General features: G+C 42.4%; 11 protein-coding genes. 7 read left to right on the plus strand and 4 right to left on the minus strand.

Annotated elements, in window-relative coordinates; all coding sequences use genetic code 11:
• Positions 1 to 219: 219 nt before the first annotated feature.
• The 3 genes from VIM89_RS06530 to VIM89_RS06540 all read right to left on the minus strand — a co-directional run bounded on the left by VIM89_RS06530 (position 220) and on the right by VIM89_RS06540 (position 5,960).
• Positions 220 to 1,872, minus strand: coding sequence for a SusD/RagB family nutrient-binding outer membrane lipoprotein (locus VIM89_RS06530; RefSeq protein WP_488155336.1), 1,653 nt, complete (start codon positions 1,870 to 1,872; stop codon positions 220 to 222).
• A 17-nt stretch (positions 1,873 to 1,889) separates the two neighbouring features.
• Positions 1,890 to 5,189 carry a SusC/RagA family TonB-linked outer membrane protein gene (locus tag VIM89_RS06535; protein ID WP_488155337.1) on the minus strand — a complete coding sequence of 1,100 codons (3,300 nt, stop codon included), beginning with the start codon at positions 5,187 to 5,189 and terminating at the stop codon, positions 1,890 to 1,892.
• A 189-nt stretch (positions 5,190 to 5,378) separates the two neighbouring features.
• On the minus strand, positions 5,379 to 5,960 hold the full coding sequence (locus tag VIM89_RS06540; RefSeq protein ID WP_488155338.1) for a phosphonate degradation HD-domain oxygenase: 582 nt from the start codon (positions 5,958 to 5,960) through the stop codon (positions 5,379 to 5,381).
• A gap of 165 nt (positions 5,961 to 6,125) precedes the next feature.
• Here VIM89_RS06540 and VIM89_RS06545 point away from each other — a divergent pair, with 165 nt between their 5' ends.
• The 5 genes from VIM89_RS06545 to VIM89_RS06565 all read left to right on the plus strand — a co-directional run bounded on the left by VIM89_RS06545 (position 6,126) and on the right by VIM89_RS06565 (position 13,843).
• Positions 6,126 to 6,701, plus strand: a complete 576-nt coding sequence (locus VIM89_RS06545; RefSeq protein ID WP_488155339.1) for a helix-turn-helix domain-containing protein — start codon at positions 6,126 to 6,128, stop codon at positions 6,699 to 6,701.
• Positions 6,702 to 6,950: 249 nt separating this feature from the next.
• The gene (locus VIM89_RS06550; protein WP_488155340.1) at positions 6,951 to 8,264 is read left to right on the plus strand and encodes a DUF5690 family protein; all 1,314 of its coding nucleotides are present in this window, start codon (positions 6,951 to 6,953) and stop codon (positions 8,262 to 8,264) included.
• Positions 8,261 to 9,385, plus strand: coding sequence for a TIGR03364 family FAD-dependent oxidoreductase (locus VIM89_RS06555; RefSeq protein ID WP_488155341.1), 1,125 nt, complete (start codon positions 8,261 to 8,263; stop codon positions 9,383 to 9,385). The genes VIM89_RS06550 and VIM89_RS06555 overlap by 4 nt, the downstream gene beginning before the upstream one ends.
• A 96-nt stretch (positions 9,386 to 9,481) precedes the next feature.
• Positions 9,482 to 12,040 carry a phosphocholine-specific phospholipase C gene (locus VIM89_RS06560; protein ID WP_488155342.1) on the plus strand — a complete coding sequence of 853 codons (2,559 nt, stop codon included), beginning with the start codon at positions 9,482 to 9,484 and terminating at the stop codon, positions 12,038 to 12,040.
• 291 nt (positions 12,041 to 12,331) lie between these two features.
• Complete coding sequence (locus VIM89_RS06565; protein WP_488155343.1) at positions 12,332 to 13,843, plus strand: putative Ig domain-containing protein; 1,512 nt, start codon at positions 12,332 to 12,334, stop codon at positions 13,841 to 13,843.
• 5 nt (positions 13,844 to 13,848) lie between these two features.
• Here the strand turns inward: VIM89_RS06565 and VIM89_RS06570 are convergent, their stop codons facing one another.
• A complete protein-coding gene (locus tag VIM89_RS06570; RefSeq protein WP_488155344.1) occupies positions 13,849 to 14,403 on the minus strand; it encodes a cysteine hydrolase family protein in 555 nt (184 codons plus the stop codon).
• A gap of 233 nt (positions 14,404 to 14,636) precedes the next feature.
• On the opposite strand from VIM89_RS06570, the gene VIM89_RS06575 reads away from it, so the two are divergent.
• Both VIM89_RS06575 and VIM89_RS06580 read left to right on the plus strand, forming a co-directional pair.
• Positions 14,637 to 16,316 (plus strand): DUF3863 domain-containing protein, encoded by a 1,680-nt coding sequence (locus tag VIM89_RS06575; RefSeq protein ID WP_488155345.1) that lies wholly within the window; start codon positions 14,637 to 14,639, stop codon positions 16,314 to 16,316.
• A 16-nt stretch (positions 16,317 to 16,332) separates the two neighbouring features.
• Positions 16,333 to 18,846, plus strand: coding sequence for an alpha-L-rhamnosidase-related protein (locus VIM89_RS06580; protein WP_488155346.1), 2,514 nt, complete (start codon positions 16,333 to 16,335; stop codon positions 18,844 to 18,846).
• Positions 18,847 to 18,869 lie beyond the last annotated feature (23 nt).

Raw genomic sequence — 18,869 nt, forward strand, 5'->3', positions numbered from 1 at the left:
CTCATTGATTTACAGCATTTAATATACTTAAAATCCATGAGAAAAACAAGTTAAATATTTGATAATCAGATATTTATATCAACATATTAACACCCATAAAATGAAAAAGTCGGAAGATTTATTCTTCCGACCATCACTGGATATTAAGCCCACCTTTACTGAAATTTAATTTAATAGTTGTTGGTAATTTATCAATTGTTAATAATTATTACCCACGGTTTATTTTAGTATCCACATAACGCCGTTGATGTCATCATTACCACCATACTGGCTTTGTAATGCAGCGTTGTAGTTTGTTGTATTGGCAGTACGCTCGCTTGTAGGATATTGGAAGCGTTGCGCAATACGCTGACCATTATCAGTACCCGGGCCTGTAGTAAATGCAGGCACACCTGTTCTGCGGTAAGTGAAATAAGATTCCAGACCGGCATGACGGAACAATGCGAGGTATTTTTGCTGTAAGATTTGTGTCAACCCGGTAGCGCCGCCAGCATATTTTACACCAGCTTGCGCATAATAAGTAGCCCAATCGGTTGTAATCGGATATTTCTGATAACTTATATCATCAGACGGACCTGATGTTGGGGTAGGGTGATAAAAATATGCCTCAAAAGTTCCTGTTGCAGGAATACTATAATAGGTCCATGATGTTTGTATGGCCGCAACATAATGAGTTTCCGCATTCCCTGTTGCCCATCCACGATTGATCCCTTCTGCAATATTGAATTCCTGTTCAGCAAAGCCAATCTGAATGCTCGGTTCGCCTGTGTAGGTTGAATAATAGCGTTTCCTGTTAAGGAATGAGTACTGCTGAAGACCTGCGTTAGCATACATTGTACCAAGGTCAAGACCCGGATCTGCTCCTATAAAAGATGAAAAAGCGGTAGGGCTTTGATGCAAGCTATCTACACTATAACGGGATGGTTCTGCTGTTACAAACACCCTTGGGTCATTAAGTGTAGTAAGCAACTTAATATAAGTTTGCGAGGTGTTTTGTCTTGAACCGTTCTGTCCAAAGTTGGCAGGCGTTTGCGGATAATAATTAGTCGGACTTACAAACACATATTGCAGATCATCGCCTGAGCTGGTTAACAAAGGATACTTTACTGGGTCACCAACAATAGCGGCAAACTGCGACGGTATGTTCATATCAGGATCAGATACTGCCTTTTTGCTCAATTCCAGTAATAACCGCAGGTGAAATGCATTCACAACTTTTTGCCATTGTGTCAAACTTCCTTTAAAGTATTGATCTGAACTCAATGTTGCACCTAAACCTGTACCGGCAATAGACGGGTTAGCGATTATCTGTCCCAAATCACTATTAGCACTTTCTAACCAGGCAAGGCATTGTACCATCACTGCTTTTTGCGTATCGTATTTTGGCGTCAGGTTAGAGAGCCCTTTTAATGTTTCCGTCATCGGTATATCACCTCTCTCCAGGCTCATTTTACTGAAAAAGTAAGCCCTGAAAAATTTACCCAAAGCTTCATAAGGGTTTACGGCAGCGCCACCTGTGGCCGTCGCCTGGTTCTCCATAAGCACCACGTTCTGCAACGTAGTATAGTAGTCAGCGCCACTGTCAAAATCATAGGTGTTATTACCGTAGTAGTTATAGTTATAAATATAATACTGGCACCATATTTCATCTTTATTTGATGTGTTCTTATATACATAAGCGCTTTGATTGTTGCTGGCATAAGCACCATCCGGCAGGTCAGGAAAGTCATTCAAAACTCCGTTCAGAAGCAGTGATGCCGGTGCGTTGCTTGCAACGTTAGGGTTTTTTGTAAGATCTTCAAAACTCTTCTTACAACTGCTTACTACCAGCAAAGTCAATACCGGTAATAAAAAAATTGCTATTTTTTTCATTGTCATTTTTCTAATGATTAGAATGATAATTTTATGTTAAGGCCATAGCTTCTAACTGATGGCGACTGCAGGCCTGTAAGCGACGTACGGGTGTTGGTGTATTGATCCAGATCAACGTCTTTAAATTTCGGATCTTTATAGAAGTACAATAAGTTACGTCCATAGATAGATACCGAAGCCTTAGTGATGAAGCTCTTACGCAGCCATTCTTTAGGGAAATCATACCCGATAGTTACTTCGCGCAGTTTTGCATAAGTTTTGCTCATCAGGTAAGCTTCGTCAACGTTATAATATTCGCTGGCATACTCCTGTACCAAAGCGGGGGTATTATTTGGCGCATACTGCATAGCTCCATAGTTTAATACTGCACCGGTGTTTGAATCAAAGTTTGGAGCAACACCATTTGATATCTGAACACCCTGGCCTACATAACTTCCTTTGTAGGTAGCATCAGGCTTCTGGTTGTTTGCAGGATAATGTAACCAGTCCTGGTAGCGGGCAGCGCCTAATGCACCTTCGGCAGTTAAGGCATTGCTACCACCACGCATAGTTTTGTTAAATACATAGTCGCGGGTTACACCACCTACCGAGCCGTCAAACTGGAAGCCCAGGCTTAGGTTTTTATATCTCACATTGTTATAGATACTCCAGGTATAGTCCGGGTCAAGGTGTCCCAAATATTGCGGAACCGGGTTAACTAAAGGTTCACCATTTGATCCGTAAATGATTTGCCCGGCAGGATTCCGCACAAATTTGGTACCGTAGAATTTATCTACGCGATCTCCATCATGAAAATAAGTATTATAAACAGATTGTCCCGGAGGCAATTCTTCATACACTTCTTTGTAAGTTGACCAGTTTACCAAAACGTCCCAGGTGAAGCCACCCAGGTTTTTGATAGGCGTACCGCTTAAACTTACTTCGTAACCTGTTTTCTTGGTTTTCAAAGCATTCAGGAATTCATCTGTATAGCCCGACCCTGTCGCTATGGAATTATCCAATATCTGTGGCCCGTCTATATATTGAAATGCTGTCAGACTTAATCCTAAACGATTTTTTATGAATTTAAAATCAAGACCTTCTTCGTAGTTTACACGGGTAGATGTTATGATATTGTTTATATATAATGCTTTAGGCCCGTAAGCTGCAGGTTGATTATTGTAAGGCTTACCTAAACCGTATCCTGGTACAAGAGAGTAATCAGGTCCGTTATATGGCGAGTTGTAGGTGGTGCCGTAACCCAGCGGGTTATCAAAAAGAGAGTTACCAGTGCTGCCACCAAATGCAGTAATGGTACTAAATGGAGCCGGGCCTATGGTTGGGCTTGTCGCATCTGAACGAACGTTAGAATATGACGCGCGTGCCTTTAAGAAGGTAATGAAATCAGGCAGTTTAATGTAATCAGAGATCACGGTAGCTGCTGAAATACTTGGGTAGTAATAAGTAGTTACATTCTGAAACGCTGAAGATTTATCAATACGACCAGTGCTTGACAATGTAGCGTATTTACCAAAGCTTAAATCGACTGAGTAGTAACCGCTCAGTGTACGTAAAGCTGAATTAAAGCTGGTTGATTGTATTGGGTTTAATGAGTTACTGAATGCATAAACATCAGGTATACTCAGATAATCTGTTGATGTCCAGCTTGAGTTATACTTAAAGCTGCGTAAGTTACCACCAATCAAACCATCAATGTTCAGGAATTTCTTTACTGTGTAATCGAAGTTCAATTTTAACTCCGTATTATTTTCAAACAAATCGCGACGATCTTCCCTGTAATCACCTAAGTTCTGTTCACGACCGTAAGGGTGCGCAGAAAATGGCATATCTTCGGTACGTAACAGATTATAAGTATCTATCTGTGATTTTAAGTTTACGTTTAAGTGGTTATCGATCTTAAAGTTACCCGATATATAGCCATAGGTATCATTTTTATAATGACCACGGGTCCATATTTCTGTCAGGAACCAGGGGTTATGGTAACGGGTGTATTCAGCAAAATTTGATTGAACGTTTACTTTACCGGGCTGCCATATCGCTTTAATATCCGGTGCATTTACATTCCAATCTGCGCCGGTCCATATCGCCATGTTGTAAATAATACTGTTTGGGCCATATTGCACATCCGGGAAATCGTCTGTACTTTGACGGTTAAAGTCAACACTTGCCTCAAACTTCAGACGTGGGGTTGGGTTAAACGAAGCGTAGAAGTTGGCATTTGCTATATCCAGGTATTGCGACGGAATATAGCTGGTTTGATGCTGTTGCGAAAACGAAAAACGAGTAGTATAAGTGTCTCCGTTTGCTGTCAAAGCCACATCGTTATTAAACTGATAACCTGTTTGCAAAAAATTAGCCAGGTTGTTGGCGCCACGTGCTACCCATGGGGTTCCCTGACGTACACCATTTACAATAGGGCTATCATACTGAGGAATTAGCTGACCATTGAAATATGGTCCCCAAACATCATAGTCACTATCTACACCACCAGGTGCGCCACCTTTTCCGTCAACAAATTCATAAAAGGTATTTTCACCAGGTCCGAATGAGTGCTGTACACGGGGGAAGGCCACAAACCCTTTATTCATCACAGTACTGCTGTTGATATCTACAGTAAGACCTTTCTTTGCATTATTGCCTTTTTTAGTAGTGATCAAAATCGCGCCATTTGCTGCACGGTTACCATATAAAGCCGCTGCAGCAGGGCCTTTCAGTACAGTGTAAGTTTCGATGTCATCCGGGCTCAGGTCAAATGTGTCAGAGTTAATAGGAAGACCATCCACAACGTACAGTGAAACCGTACTACCGCGTATAGTCACGTTTGGTACTCCAAGAATTTCGGAAGTGGCAGCAACCTGTAAACCGGCTACTTTACCGATCAAACCGTTTACCGGGTTTGGGTCACGTGCGGTGGTCAACTGATCGCCCTTAACTTCCTGTGTTGCGTAACCAATGCGGCGGGTTTCTTTTTTAACGCCCAAAGCGGTTACCACCACTTCGTTAAGGGATTTGTTGTCAGAAACCAGGGCAATGTTCAAATTGGTTTGGTTGTCTACGGTTACATCTTGTGATACGTAACCTAAAAATTTGATGGTAAGGACATCGCCTTTAGTAACAGTAAATAAGAAACGGCCGTTAACGTCTGTAACTGTACCTTTGGTAGTTCCCTTAAGTAAAACGGTTACTCCGGGTAAAGGCTGCTTGTTTTCATCGGTGACAGTACCACCGATTTTGATCTGCCCGAATGAGAGAATCGGGGCAAGGAATAATAACGTCATCGTTATCATTGTCCTGAGGTGAATGTAAAACTGCTTCATCTGCTGATTAATTAGGTGTGTAGATTATTTTTCATGCAGCAATACTAAACTTAGTTTATTATTTGTAAACTAACTTAGTATTAAGGAAAGCTTAACATTACGTGCCAAGCACGTTAAGAAGGGTACTTTTTGTAATAAGGGAGTTACAATCGAATTACAATTATTTAATATTCAGACAGAGGGCTTATATCAGTTATTATTGTACAAGTGATTAATAGCCAAAGATTTCAGGTGGTCAAGATTCTGCACCGGAATGTTCATTTCTTTCGCCTGGTCATCCCAATGACGCAGTTTGATAAACAACTCAGCATCAGGATGCTTGTCAAATTCAATAGCTTCCTGCTCACTCATACGCCCACCCTGGAATTCAAGGGTAGCTTTACTGGCCTCAGAAAGTTTATTATAATATTCCGGGTATTTATAAGTAAGATATCTTTTTGCAATAACATGGCTTTCTACTAGTGTAGCAAGCCTTTCGGAGAATCCACGTTCGCGCAGATAATCGGCACCAAGCTTCTCATGATCAACGTTACCAAAACCGTCCATGCTTTCAGCCTCGGCGTCTTCGGCGCAAAGGTGGCCGATGTCATGAAAAAATGCTGCTAAAATTACTTCGTCATCATAACCTTCATCTTCGGCTAATGTGGCGGCCTGTGACATGTGTTCTAATTGCGAAACCGGCTCACCAATATAATCTTCGTCGCCATGTTTTTCATACAAAGCGAAAACTTCTTCGACAATATCTTCTGGTGCAGTAGCGGCCCGGCTCATAGATGTAACAGTTGTGATACAAATAAAGGTATCAGATATTATTAAATCATTAAATTTTTATATTGATTTATCCAAACCAATTAAATTGCCTTTTATTGCAAAAAGGATTTTTAAAAGTTCTGTTTTGCTATACCAATTATAAATATACCACGTTTACCTTATTCTATGGAAGATGATATACTGATCCAGATCAGTAACCGGATAAAAGAGCGCAGGCGCGAGCAAAATATTACTGTACAGGAATTGGCCAACCAGGCCAACGTGAGCAAGGGACTGATATCGCAAATAGAAAACAGCCGTACCATACCATCATTAATGGTATTGATCGACATTATCAGGGCGCTCAATATCGACCTGAACGAGTTCTTCAAAGATATACGTACCAAAAGCAATATATCGCCTGTATTGATAAAGCGGAAAGAAGAGTATGAGCATTTTGAAAAAGAACTTGCCAGCGGCTTTCATTATAAAAGAATATTTACCCGGTTCATCGATCATTCTACAGTAGACATTGTTATCCTTGAACTGGAACCAAATTCGACGAGGCCATTGGTTGAAACCGACGCCTTTGAATATAAATACATTATATCCGGACAGATAGAATACCAGATAAACGGAGACAAAATACTTTTAGGCCCTGGTGATTCTTTATTGTTCGACGGGCGTATTCCCCATACCCCTGTCAACATGGGGAAAGATACCGCCAGCATGCTGGTGGTGTATTTTTTTGAGGAAAAGTGATTGAGAGTTAATCAGTGATCGGTTAACCAGTTATCAGGTATTTTGGATTATTATTGACAATTACCGGTTAACTGATTAACTAGTTAACTGATCACCAAAAAACAAATTAATCAAACCTTAACACAAACTTAGTTCGATATTAATAAACTTAGTTTAGCATTGCTCAACTTTATTTCCTACGCTAATAATTATTAAATTAGTTGTTTCCGATAATATTGCCGGGGTACTGGATATCATCAAACAATAAGTATGAAACTGATCGATCAGTGCAGACAAAAAGTAGCTAAATGGCCTTACGGACTGTTATCGGTTGTGGCCGCTATCTCGTCTTTTGGCGCGTATACTTGTATGTATGCGTTCCGCAAAGCATTCGCAGCCGGCACTTTCAGCGGTCTTCAATATTTCCATGTTGATTATAAAGTGTGGCTGGTGATCGCCCAGGTTATTGGCTATACACTGAGTAAATTTTACGGCGTTAAATTTATTTCCGAATTAAAGCCAGGCCAAAGATCAAAATATATCCTGATGCTGATTGGTATTGCCTGGGCATCCTTATTACTTTTTTCTATAATCCCGGCACCATATAATATAATTTGTCTATTTATTAATGGTTTCCCTCTCGGATTGATATGGGGATTGGTTTTCGGCTACCTGGAAGGGCGTAAATCAACCGAGTTTATGGCAGCTGTTTTGTCTATAAGTTTGATATTTGCTTCAGGCTTTGTAAAGACTGTCGCACGTATGCTGATGGGCTCGTTCCATATCAGCGAGTATACTATGCCTTTTATCACAGGGGCGTTGTTCGTTTTACCATTGCTATTGTTTGTTTTCATGCTGGAACTGATGCCTCCGCCAACACCCGAAGATATACGTTTACGTACTAAACGTTTGCCAATGGATGCTGCTGAGCGTAAAAGTTTTTTACAAAGATTTTTGCCTGGCATTATTCTCACGCTTATTATATATGTACTGCTTACCATCATGCGTGATGTACGCGACAGTTTTGAAGTGGAGATATGGAGCAGCATGGGCGTAAAAGATAACACCATCTATACCAAAATAGATTCCATCATATCTGTAATTGTACTGATTGCGATGAGTCTGTTGATACTTGTCAAAAAAAATCTGAAAGCATTCGGCCTTATCCATATCATGATCATTTCAGGTTGCGTACTGATAGGCATCGGAACCGTTTTATTTACTTTTAACCTGATCAGCCCAATGGTTTGGATGACTATGGCTGGTCTTGGCCTCTATTTGGGTTATGTGCCTTATAATGCCGTCTTCTTTGAGCGATTGCTAGCTTCCTTCCATTATAAAGGCAATGTGGGCTTCTTAATTTATGTAGCCGATTCCATGGGATATTTGGGCAGTGTGAGTGTGCTTTTAGTAAAAGAATTAGGACAGCCTACCATCAGCTGGGGCATGTTTTTTAAAAATAGTGTGCTGGCAGTAGCCGTTATAGGCGGAATATGTGCCACCTTATCATTGCTATACTTTATGCGCAGTGCCCGTAAAGACAAAATGGATCAGCAAGAACAACTGAATATTTTACCTGTATGAAGAACTCTTCAGCCATAGTTATTGGCGCCGGGATTGTGGGCCTCGCCACAGCACGCGCATTGGCCATAAGGGGCTATCGCGTAACTGTTTTTGAACGTAACGAACGTGCCGTTGGCGCATCCATTCGCAACTTTGGAATGGTGTGGCCCATCGGTCAACAAACCGGTCCCTTGTTTGAAAGGGCCATGCTGTCGCGAAGTATTTACAAAGAAATATGTACTGAGGCAAAAATTTGGCACAATGAAGTAGGTTCGTTACACCTGGCTTATCACGACGATGAGCTACAGGTAATGGCTGAATATGTTGAGGCTAATAAACCATATCGCGATTGTGCCTTACTTACCCCTGCTCAGACTTTGGAAAAATCGCCAGCTGCAAACTCAAATGGACTAAAAGGCGCTTTATGGAGTGGTGAGGAAATGATCATCGAATCAAGGGTTGCCGTTGGACAAATAGCAGCTTATCTTGCAGAAAAATATAGTGTCGATTTCCACTGGAATACGGCCATAAATAAAATAGAGTATTCATCAGTATTTTCAGGTGACCGTAACTGGCAGGCTGATGAAATTTTTGTTTGCAGCGGCGCTGATTTCGAAACCCTGTACCCTGCCCTGTTCCTGGAAACAAAGATCACCAAATGCAAACTGCAAATGATGCGCTTGGTAGCTCAGCCCGATGGCTGGCGAATAGGCCCTTCATTATGCGGCGGCCTGTCTATGATCCACTATCCCGGCTTCCAGATCGCGCCTTCACTGCCTGCATTGCGTAAAAGATACGAGGAGCAATATGCAGAACAACTACACTGGGGCATTCACGTAATGGTTTCGCAGAACGGCGGCGGCGAATTAACCATCGGTGATTCGCACGAATATGGGCTTGTTCACGATCCTTTCGATAAAACATTTATTAACAAAATGATAACCGAATACTTGCATACGTTCGCCAACTTTAAGGACTGGCAACTGATGCAATCGTGGCATGGCATTTATCCGAAAATGATGAATGGTCAAACTGAACTAATCGTGGAGGCAGAACCAAATGTAACGGTGATCAATGGCCTGGGTGGAAATGGAATGACCTTATCATTTGGGCTTTGCGAGCAGTTTTTTGCCTCCCGGTAGGGGTTCTACGTTGGACGTTATACGTTTTACGTAACTTGTCCTCCCACTATATTAGAGTATCCATTAAACGTAAAACGTATTACTTATAACCAAAAAATGAGCAACTCAAGAAGAGATTTTCTAAAAAAAGCAGCTTTGCTGGCCGGGGCTACCGGACTCGCTAATATCATTCCAGCTTCTATTCAAAAGGCAATGGCCATTAATGCGCCTGAAGGTAGTACCTATATGGATGCCGAGCATATCGTGCTATTGATGCAGGAAAACCGCTCTTTCGATCATACTTATGGTACTTTACAGGGTGTTCGTGGTTATAATGATCCGCGCGCTATCGATCTGCCTAATAAAAGTAAAGTATGGCTGCAGTCGAACGCTGAAGGTGAAACTTATGCACCATTCCACCTGGATATAAAAAATACAAAAGCTACCTGGATGAGCTCGCTGCCGCACTCATGGGCCAACCAGGTAAATGCCCGCAATGATGGCAGATACGACCAGTGGCTGAACGTCAAAAAGAACAGCATCGAGGAATATAGTCATATGCCTTTAACAATGGGCTTCCACAACCGCGAGGATATCCCATTCTATTATGCGCTGGCTGATGCTTTTACCGTTTGCGATCAGAATTTCTGCTCATCATTAACCGGAACCAATCCCAACAGACTTTACTTCTGGACGGGTACCGTACGCCCTGAACAACACGAGAACTCAAGGGCCCATGTGTGGAACGATGATATGGATTATGGTACTTTAAAATGGAAAACTTTTCCCGAGCGCCTGGAAGAAAATGGCATCTCGTGGAAATGTTACCAAAACGAAGTAGCCATCGATACAGGCTTTGAGGGCGATGAAGATCCATGGCTATCAAACTTCCAGGATAACCCGCTTGAGTTTTTCGGGCAATACAATATTCATTTGCATCCAAAGCATATCGAGGCGTTGGAAAAAAGATCGACCCAGTTACCTCAAAAAATAGATGAGCTGCAGAAGAAGATTGCTTCCCTGCCTACAGGCGATGCACATACCGACCACCTGAAGCATGAGCTGAAAGACCTGCAGGATTACCTTGCCAATGTAAACAAGGAAAAAGAATTGTATAAAGCGGGGCAGTTTGATGCTTTGTCAGATCATGAAAAAAGCCTGCACCGCAAGGCTTTTGATACTAATGCCAATGACCCTGACCATCGTGAGCTGATCACTTTAAAATATAACGACAACGGTACCGAGCGGGAGATGCAGGTACCAAAGGGAGATGTATTGTACCAATTTAGAGATGATGTGAAGAATGGCAAGTTGCCAACAGTGTCATGGATCAGCGCACCTGAGCATTTCAGCGACCACCCAAGCTCAGCATGGTATGGCGCATGGTACGTATCGGAAGTTCTGGATATCCTGACGCAAAATCCCGAGGTATGGAAAAAGACCATCTTCATATTAGCTTATGATGAGAACGATGGATACTTCGATCATGTACCGCCGTTTACAGCTCCGCATTCCGGAAGACTGGAAACCGGCAAAGTTTCAAAGGGTATGGATACCCGTGTTGATTATGTAACGCTTGACCAGGAGAAAGAGCGGAAAGGCTTCCCTGAGCCATTTGACCGGGAATGCTCTATCGGTCTTGGCTTCCGTGTGCCGCTGGTGATTGCTTCGCCATGGAGCAAAGGCGGATATGTGAATTCTGAAGTATTCGACCATACTTCTACCCTTCAATTCCTGGAGCATTTCTTAACTAAAAAGACAGGAAAAAAAATCGTGGAAACTAATATAAGCGATTGGCGCAGAACCGTTTGCGGAAACCTGACTTCTGTTTTCAGGCCTTATCACGCTGATGAGATCAAAAATCCTGAGTTTTTGAAAAGAAATGAGTTTGTTGAAGGTATACACAAAGCGCAGTTCAGAAAACTGCCGAACGACTATAAGCTTTTGACTAAAGAGGAAATCGCTCAGGCTAATCATAAACCACACAATTCACCTTACTTACCAAAGCAGGAAAAAGGAACACGTCCATCATGTGCTATACCATATGAATTATATGTTGATGGCAAACTAAGTGCTGATAAAAAATCCTTCGATATAGAATTTACAGCAGGCAACAAAATTTGGGGTAATAAAGCAGTAGGTGCACCATTTAATGTTTATGCTCCTGGGAGTTACAAGCAAACCAACGGTAAATTTGAGAACCTGCGTACCTGGGCCTATGGCTTAACCGCAGGCGATACTTTAGCCGACAGCTGGCCGATCGAAGATTTTGAAGACAAGAATTATCACTTAAGAGTATACGGCCCTAATGGTTTCTACCGCGAATTTAAAGGTAACGCCGAAGATCCGTCCGTCCATATCAATTTTAATTACCAGCATGCACTGACCGACAACAAAAAATTAACCGGCAATGTGGTTGTTGAAGTTCATAATCAAACTAATAAGCCGCAAACTATTGAGATCACGGATAACGCATACAAAGCGAACGATCACCAAAAAATAGTGCCTGCATCAGGTAAAGCTTCCATAGTTTTAAACCTGGAGAAAAGCCATCATTGGTATGATTTCAGTATAAAAACAAACGATCATCAGTCATTTGAGAAACGTTATGCCGGCCACGTTGAAACCGGGCAAAGCAGCCATACCGATCCGTTGATGGGTGGAATGGTTGCTTAATTAGTGAATTAGCGAGTTAGTGAATTAGTGAATGCTCTCCATTCTGTGGTTTAGTAGTTCTGCCAACCCGACTACATGCTCTTAACTAAATAGTTTTACAGTTCTCTGTGCCTCTTTGTGTAAACTCTCCGTGTCCTCTGTGGTAATTTTACCACAGAGAGCACAAAGAGAAATCACAGGGCTCACAGAGAACTATTTTACCTTCTCGTTAGTAGATTTGGATTATAAACTTTTCTTAATCCTTGTATGTTAACATTTAGCCCGGTAAAATCTTTTATGTTCATGCTATGTATGATTTTTATACATATTCTCGCCAGCGCCCAACAAAAACTGCAGATCAACAGTCCTGAGTTTTTTGGTGTGAGGCCAGGTAAATATTTCTTTTATACTATCCCGGTGAGCGGTTCAAGACCAATGGCGATAGATGCCAAAAATTTACCTAAGGGTGTAAGCTACGACAAAAAAAAAGGGATCATTTCGGGCAGTATTGCTGAAAAGGGTAAATACAAAATCGAAATAAGCGCTTCAAATAAAAGCGGATCGGCTAAGAAATACTTTACTATCGCAGCAGGTGATCAACTAGCACTGACACCGCCTATGGGTTGGAGCAGCTGGTACAGCTACGGCAGAAAAGCAAAAGAATCAGATATTTTAAAGACAGCTCAGTTAATGAAGAAATATGGTCTTGATCAATACGGCTGGAGCATATTGGAAATTGATGATCCCTGGACCAATCAGCCTGATGATAAAGACCCCATTTGGGAGCAATTGAATCATAAGGTAAATAAAGATGTTTACCAGTATCACGAAGGACCGAATAACCTACCCGACAGGAAAGGAACTTTGCGCGATGCTAAGGGGGAGTTATTGCCCAATCAGCATTACAAAAACATTGAGCAGACGGTAAAACAGGTTCATGATTTAGGTTTTAAAGTGGGTATCTATAGTTCACCCGGGCCGCTTACTTGTGGCGGTGTTGCGGGGAGTTACGGTCACGAATTACAGGACGCACAATATTTTGCCAAAGTAGGTTTTGATTACCTGAAATATGATTGGTGCAGTTACGGTGTGTTTGCCAAAAACAATTCGGAAGAAGAACTGATGAAGCCTTACACGCTGATGGGCAATGCATTAAAAGAGCAACCCAGAGACATTATTTTTTCACTTTGCCAGTACGGCATGGGTGATGTATGGAAGTGGGGATATAAAACCGGCGGTCAGTTATGGCGAACCGGCGATGATGTGCGGGATAACTGGACATCGGTATATGCTGCATTCAAAAAACTGGCTGATAAATCGGAATATGTGCAGCCGGGCAGATGGAACGACCCGGATATTTTGCAAGTCGGAGCAGTTGGCGCCGAAAGCCGGGAAGGGAACAGTAACCACTTAAGTAAAGAGGAACAACGAACAGTAATGAGCATGTGGTGCCTGCTCAGCGCACCTCTATTCATCGGAGCTAATGTGGAGCATATTGATCCATTTACTTTATCGCTGCTGACTAACAATGAGATCATCGCTATAGACCAGGATGCCCTGGGCAAGGCAGCCAATCTTAAACTTACTTTAGACAACAAGGTAGAAGTATGGACAAAAGAATTATATGATGGCCGAATCGCTGTTGGACTACTCAACCCAACAGACACAGAACAAAGTTTTGATTTTCAATTTTCATCAATCAGGAGTAGTTCAGCTTATGATGTGCGCAATGTGTGGCTGAAAAAGAATTTGGGCAGGCAATTGAAAAGCCTGCCCTGTAAGATCCCATCGCATGGTATATTGCTGATTACGCTAAAAAAATAGCGCAATTATTGCTTAACCCATTCGTCTGTAGCCAGCACATCAGCCTGGCGCGGGAAAACTTTGGTAGTCAACACGCGGTGTACTTCTTCGTCTCCGTCGCCGCAGGCATCGGCCAAAACAGTTAACTGGTAATCTTTATCACTGGCCTCGCGTACTGTCGACAGTACAACTCCGCTGGTTGCTATGCCCGTTAATACCATATGGCTAATACCGAATGAACGCAGCACCAGTTCCAGGTCGCTGCCTGCAAAAGCGCTTACGCGGCGTTTTGTAACGATCAACTCATCTTCCCGTGGCGCAATGTCCGGGTGAACAGCCATAAATTCCTGCATGTTAATGCCTTCAAACATGGCTTTACTTTGGGAAAAAGTTTTGTTGTTCGGACTGATCTCGGGTGCGCCCTGTCTGAAACCTACTACAACATAAATTACGGGTATCTTTTTTGTGCGGGCCGAGGCAATTGCTTTACCTACATTGCTTAACACGGTAGTTGCATCCGGTAAGCGCGGCACGATTCCGGCCTGCATATCCATCACTAATAGAGCAGTTTTGTTTTCCATTTTTGGGGTAATTTTAGTTTCGCGAAGTTTCAAAACTTTTTGACCAAAAATCAAATTTAGTCAGGAAAATAACGATAAAGTTACACTGGAGCAACAAGTGAACCGGGATATGAGCCGTATTAAAAATGAAAAATAATCTGTCATAATAAACATGAATTAATTCATATTTGAAATTGAATCGGCAATACGCTGATAGCATGCTCCCCTATGCTGTATCAACCATCTTAAAACCTATGCAAAATAAATTTCACTTTAGACTTTTGGCGATTGTATTATTGGCGCTTACCGGGCTTATTATGCTGAGTAGTTTCCAGCTTTCCCGTCCGGCTGTCAATCCGAAGGATAAAGGCCCGCGGATTGTCAATATTGTCAATTTTATTCGGTTATTGGAGCCACGGGATTCTGCCATTACAGAAGATGTGCTTTATCAAACTGTAGCGAAGCAGGTAGACTTAATGAAGAAGTATCATTTACGGGGCACCTTCCTTTTACAGTATGATGCCCTGCTTGACTCCAGGTACCAAAAGCTTTTGAAAAGTCTTCCGCGCAATTCTTTCGAGATTGGCGCATGGTGGGAAATTCCGCAGCCTCTGGTAGAGAAAGCCGGATTGAAATGGCGCGGGCGCTATCCATGGGACTGGCGCGCTAATATAGGTTTCGCTACTGGTTATACTCCTCGGGAACGTGAGCAGCTTGCTGATGTGTATATGCGGGATTTTAAAAAAATATTTGGCTATTATCCCAAATCGGTGGCATCATGGTTCATCGATGCCCATACCCTGAACTATCTCTATCAAAAATATCATATTGTTGCATCAGCCAATTGCAAAGACCAGTATGGCACTGATGGTTACACACTCTGGGGCGGCTATTGGAACCAGGCCTACTATCCCAGCAAAGTAAATGCGTACATGCCGGCACAAAACGAAGCGAACCAGATACCTGTGCCAATTTTCAGGATGCTGGGCAGCGACCCGATCCGTCAGTATGATGAAGGCCTGGGTCATCAGCGGCAGGGAGTAGTTACACTGGAACCTGTATATCCTCGCGCCGGCGGAGATTCGACCTGGGTAAACTGGTTTTTCAAAGAATTTGTAAACGGCGCATCGTTGGGATTCGCTTATACCCAAGCCGGACAGGAAAATTCTTTCACATGGCCTGCTATGGCTAAAGGTCTGGAGCTGCAATTCCCATTAATAAAAAAACTGAGTGACGAGAAAAAGATAAAAGTAGAAACGCTGGCTGAGTCGGGAAAATGGTTTAAGGATCATTATAAAGTAACGCCATCAACGGCGGTAACTGCTACTGAAGATATACCTGGAGGTAATGCCAGAGCCGTTTGGTTCGACAGCCGTTTTTACCGGGCAAACCTGCTTTGGGAAAACGGCACTTTAAGGTTCAGGGACATCCATTTATTTGATGAGCGATTTCGCTCGAAATATGAGACAGAAGTAGCCACCTCCAATGAGTGTACATTTTTTACTCTGCCTGCGGCAGATGGTTATTTATGGAGCACACCCGATAAATTTGCCGGCCTGAAGTTTGAAACGATATTGAATGGTAAAGAACAATTGTTAGAAGGTGGTGAGCCAGTAGTGACTGAATACATGCCAGGGAAGCTATTGATCAACTGGCCGCTAAAAAACATTAAAGGATCGCTGAAAATTGTCTTTACCGAAAAGCAGATTAAAATAAACCTGCACAGCAACCAGCAAGCTAAATGGCTGCTGCAGTTAGAAACTGCAGACAAAGCAGAGCTACCATTTACGGGAATAACCTCAAATAAAGTATCGGCAGAGTTTGAAGGAATGAAATATGCCATAGCCGCTCTACAAGGAACCTTTGCCGATCCGGGGAATAACCATCATTTTCGTATTGTTCCATCGCAAAACCAGATATTACTTGATCTTTAATTGAACACCTATGTTTTTGAAAAGAATAATCGCCATCGCTTTAATTTCAGCGGCTATACTGATTGCATCCACAGAGTCGAAAGCTGCAAATGTGATTGTTGCCGAAAAGGAACAATCAGTTATCATTAACAATCATAAGCTTAGCATGACGCTTGATTATGCAAAAAGAGCATGCATCAGTTCGCTGATAGTAAACGGACAAAAAGTGATTAGCACCGATGATGGTATTTTTACTTCAATAAAAGTGGGCGATAATACTTATTCCTCACTTCACTTGAAGTCCAACCCGGTATTGGTAAAGAGCAAAAACAATATCAGGATCAACAATATTAAATATGGCGATGCTAATTTGACTATCTCTGAAAATTGGATATTTGATACCAGCGGACCATCTGTTAAATGGACAATTGAACGCAGTCTCTCAAAACCTGTAAAAGCAGATGAAGTGGCATTACCGGTTTTTAATTTTGATAATATCAATACATGGGAAGGCGCTTACCAGGGCTATGGCGGCCTGGCCTGGTTTTATCTTTTTAATGAAAAACTGTGCACCTATGGTGTTCATAGCCGATCATCAAGCTTCTGGAACAGTAAAACAGGCAATGGCTTAAACATCACGATTGCTGCACCCGGCAAACAGGTAGCCATGAAATATACCCGCACCAACGATGACAAGCTCGCTTATACTGTTAGCGTAGGCGACAAGGAGTTTATCCCAAAATCTGATACCGGGACTAACCGCAGACGGTTTATCAGGGCGCATACCGATGTATGGTCGGCACAAATCATAGCTGCTGGTAAAAGCACGCAAACTTTAACGCTCAGCTATTTTGATTTTAATGAAAGATATGGGCGGGGAAATTTAAAAGGTGTCGATGGCTCGCAAGTAAGTGCTGTGCTGAATACGATTGCCCGTATCGGGGTGATCGACTCTTTGCATTTTGGTGGTAACAGCTGGCATACGCCTTACGGGCCTATTTGCCTGCATGAACAATATATCGCTCAATTGGGTTTGGGCATTAATGATCCTCAATATCTAAGAGGCTATCAAAGCTGTCTTGATTTTTACCGCGACCATGCCATAAAACCCGATGGTCGTGTGTATCCCCGTTGGGCTTATACCAACGAAGATGCTATGCCCGGCAAATTTAACAAATATGGGTTTTATGAAGCCCAATGGGGCATCCTGATGGACTCGAACCCGGATTTTGTGACCAACGTAGCAGAGCTATACGATATGAATGGCGACCTGCATTGGATAAAAACACATCAGCTTTCATGCGAAAAGGCGTTGGATTGGATCCTGAAAAGAGACGGCAATAACAATGGCCTTGTCGAAATGATAACGAACAATCAATCCGAGAAGAAAAGCAGTGATTGGATCGATATCATTTGGGCATCCTATGAAAATGCTTTTGTTAACGCCAAACTCTATCATGCACTGCTGAAATGGGCCGCAATCGAGCATCAATTAGGCAATACTGTTAAAGCGAAATACTATGAAGACTTTGCCGCGAAGCTTAAAGCCAGCTTTAATAAGCCGGTTACCGAAGGCGGTTTCTGGGACGAGGAAAAGAAATGCTACATCCACTGGCGCGATAAAGATGGCACCATACATGGCCGCAATATGGTTACCCCGGTAAATTTTATGGCTATCGCTTACGGAATATGTAATAATGCTGATCGCAAAAAAACTATCCTTGATGCCATTGAAAAACAAATGGAGCAGGAAAAACTCTTCTTCTGGCCAATAGCCATGACGTCTTACGAGAAGGGTGAAGGGAATGACTGGCAGTGGCCTTTCCCGAACTATGAAAATGGCGATCTGTTTTTGTCATGGGGTTCCATTGGCGTTCGGGCTTATGCAAGCTACGATCCGGCACTGGCATTAAAATATGTAAAGAATGTGCTGCATCAATACAGCAAAGATGGACTTGCCTTTCAGCGCTACGGACGCTTAAAACAGGACGGTTTGGGCGATGATATTTTATCGGGCAATAGTCTCGCTATAGTGGGATTATACCAGGCGATTTATGGTATCAATCCAATGTATAACCGGCTTTATCTTGAGCCGCATCTTTCACCTGAATTATATGGAACGGAATTAAACTATAATTTCAGGGACCAACGGTTGAATATTTTGCTTGACAACAATAAATATGCCGTATCCAGTAAAATGTTTAAAGTAATAGCACCGTACAATTTTGGATTTTATGCAGCCAAAGGGCAATTGTCTTATTTCGACAGAAACAGCACGAAGGCGTCATTGCAAGTCACTTCCGCACAGCCACTGACAGTCGAAATTAAAAACTGGGAGCATCACAAGATTGAGTTCTCTGTAGTTGCAAAGAAGGCTTCTACGCAACCGGTATCTTATCTGGTGCGTCAGTTAAAACCGGATACTTATTATTCCGTTAGCATGAATGATGCTGCTGGAAAGAAGATCAAGAGTGATAAGAATGGTGATATTTTGTTGAGTAATCAGTCGGTTTCGCATACGAGCACGATTACGTTAGAACGGCAAAACTAATTCTTCAACGCAGGGTCCCCTTT

This window comes from Mucilaginibacter sp. (assembly GCF_036568825.1).
Taxonomy (GTDB): Bacteria; Bacteroidota; Bacteroidia; order Sphingobacteriales; family Sphingobacteriaceae; genus Mucilaginibacter.

Bases quoted from the DNA above. Each gene is read 5' to 3' on its own strand.
- VIM89_RS06550 (WP_488155340.1), top strand. From the start codon at position 6,951: ATGAAACTGATCGATCAGTGCAGACAAAAAGTAGCTAAATGGCCTTAC.
- VIM89_RS06565 (WP_488155343.1), top strand. From the start codon at position 12,332: ATGATTTTTATACATATTCTCGCCAGCGCCCAACAAAAACTGCAGATC.
- VIM89_RS06540 (WP_488155338.1), bottom strand. From the start codon at position 5,960: ATGAGCCGGGCCGCTACTGCACCAGAAGATATTGTCGAAGAAGTTTTC.
- VIM89_RS06570 (WP_488155344.1), bottom strand. From the start codon at position 14,403: ATGGAAAACAAAACTGCTCTATTAGTGATGGATATGCAGGCCGGAATC.
- VIM89_RS06530 (WP_488155336.1), bottom strand. From the start codon at position 1,872: ATGAAAAAAATAGCAATTTTTTTATTACCGGTATTGACTTTGCTGGTA.
- VIM89_RS06555 (WP_488155341.1), top strand. From the start codon at position 8,261: ATGAAGAACTCTTCAGCCATAGTTATTGGCGCCGGGATTGTGGGCCTC.
- VIM89_RS06535 (WP_488155337.1), bottom strand. From the start codon at position 5,189: ATGAAGCAGTTTTACATTCACCTCAGGACAATGATAACGATGACGTTA.
- VIM89_RS06545 (WP_488155339.1), top strand. From the start codon at position 6,126: ATGGAAGATGATATACTGATCCAGATCAGTAACCGGATAAAAGAGCGC.
- VIM89_RS06560 (WP_488155342.1), top strand. From the start codon at position 9,482: ATGAGCAACTCAAGAAGAGATTTTCTAAAAAAAGCAGCTTTGCTGGCC.
- VIM89_RS06575 (WP_488155345.1), top strand. From the start codon at position 14,637: ATGCAAAATAAATTTCACTTTAGACTTTTGGCGATTGTATTATTGGCG.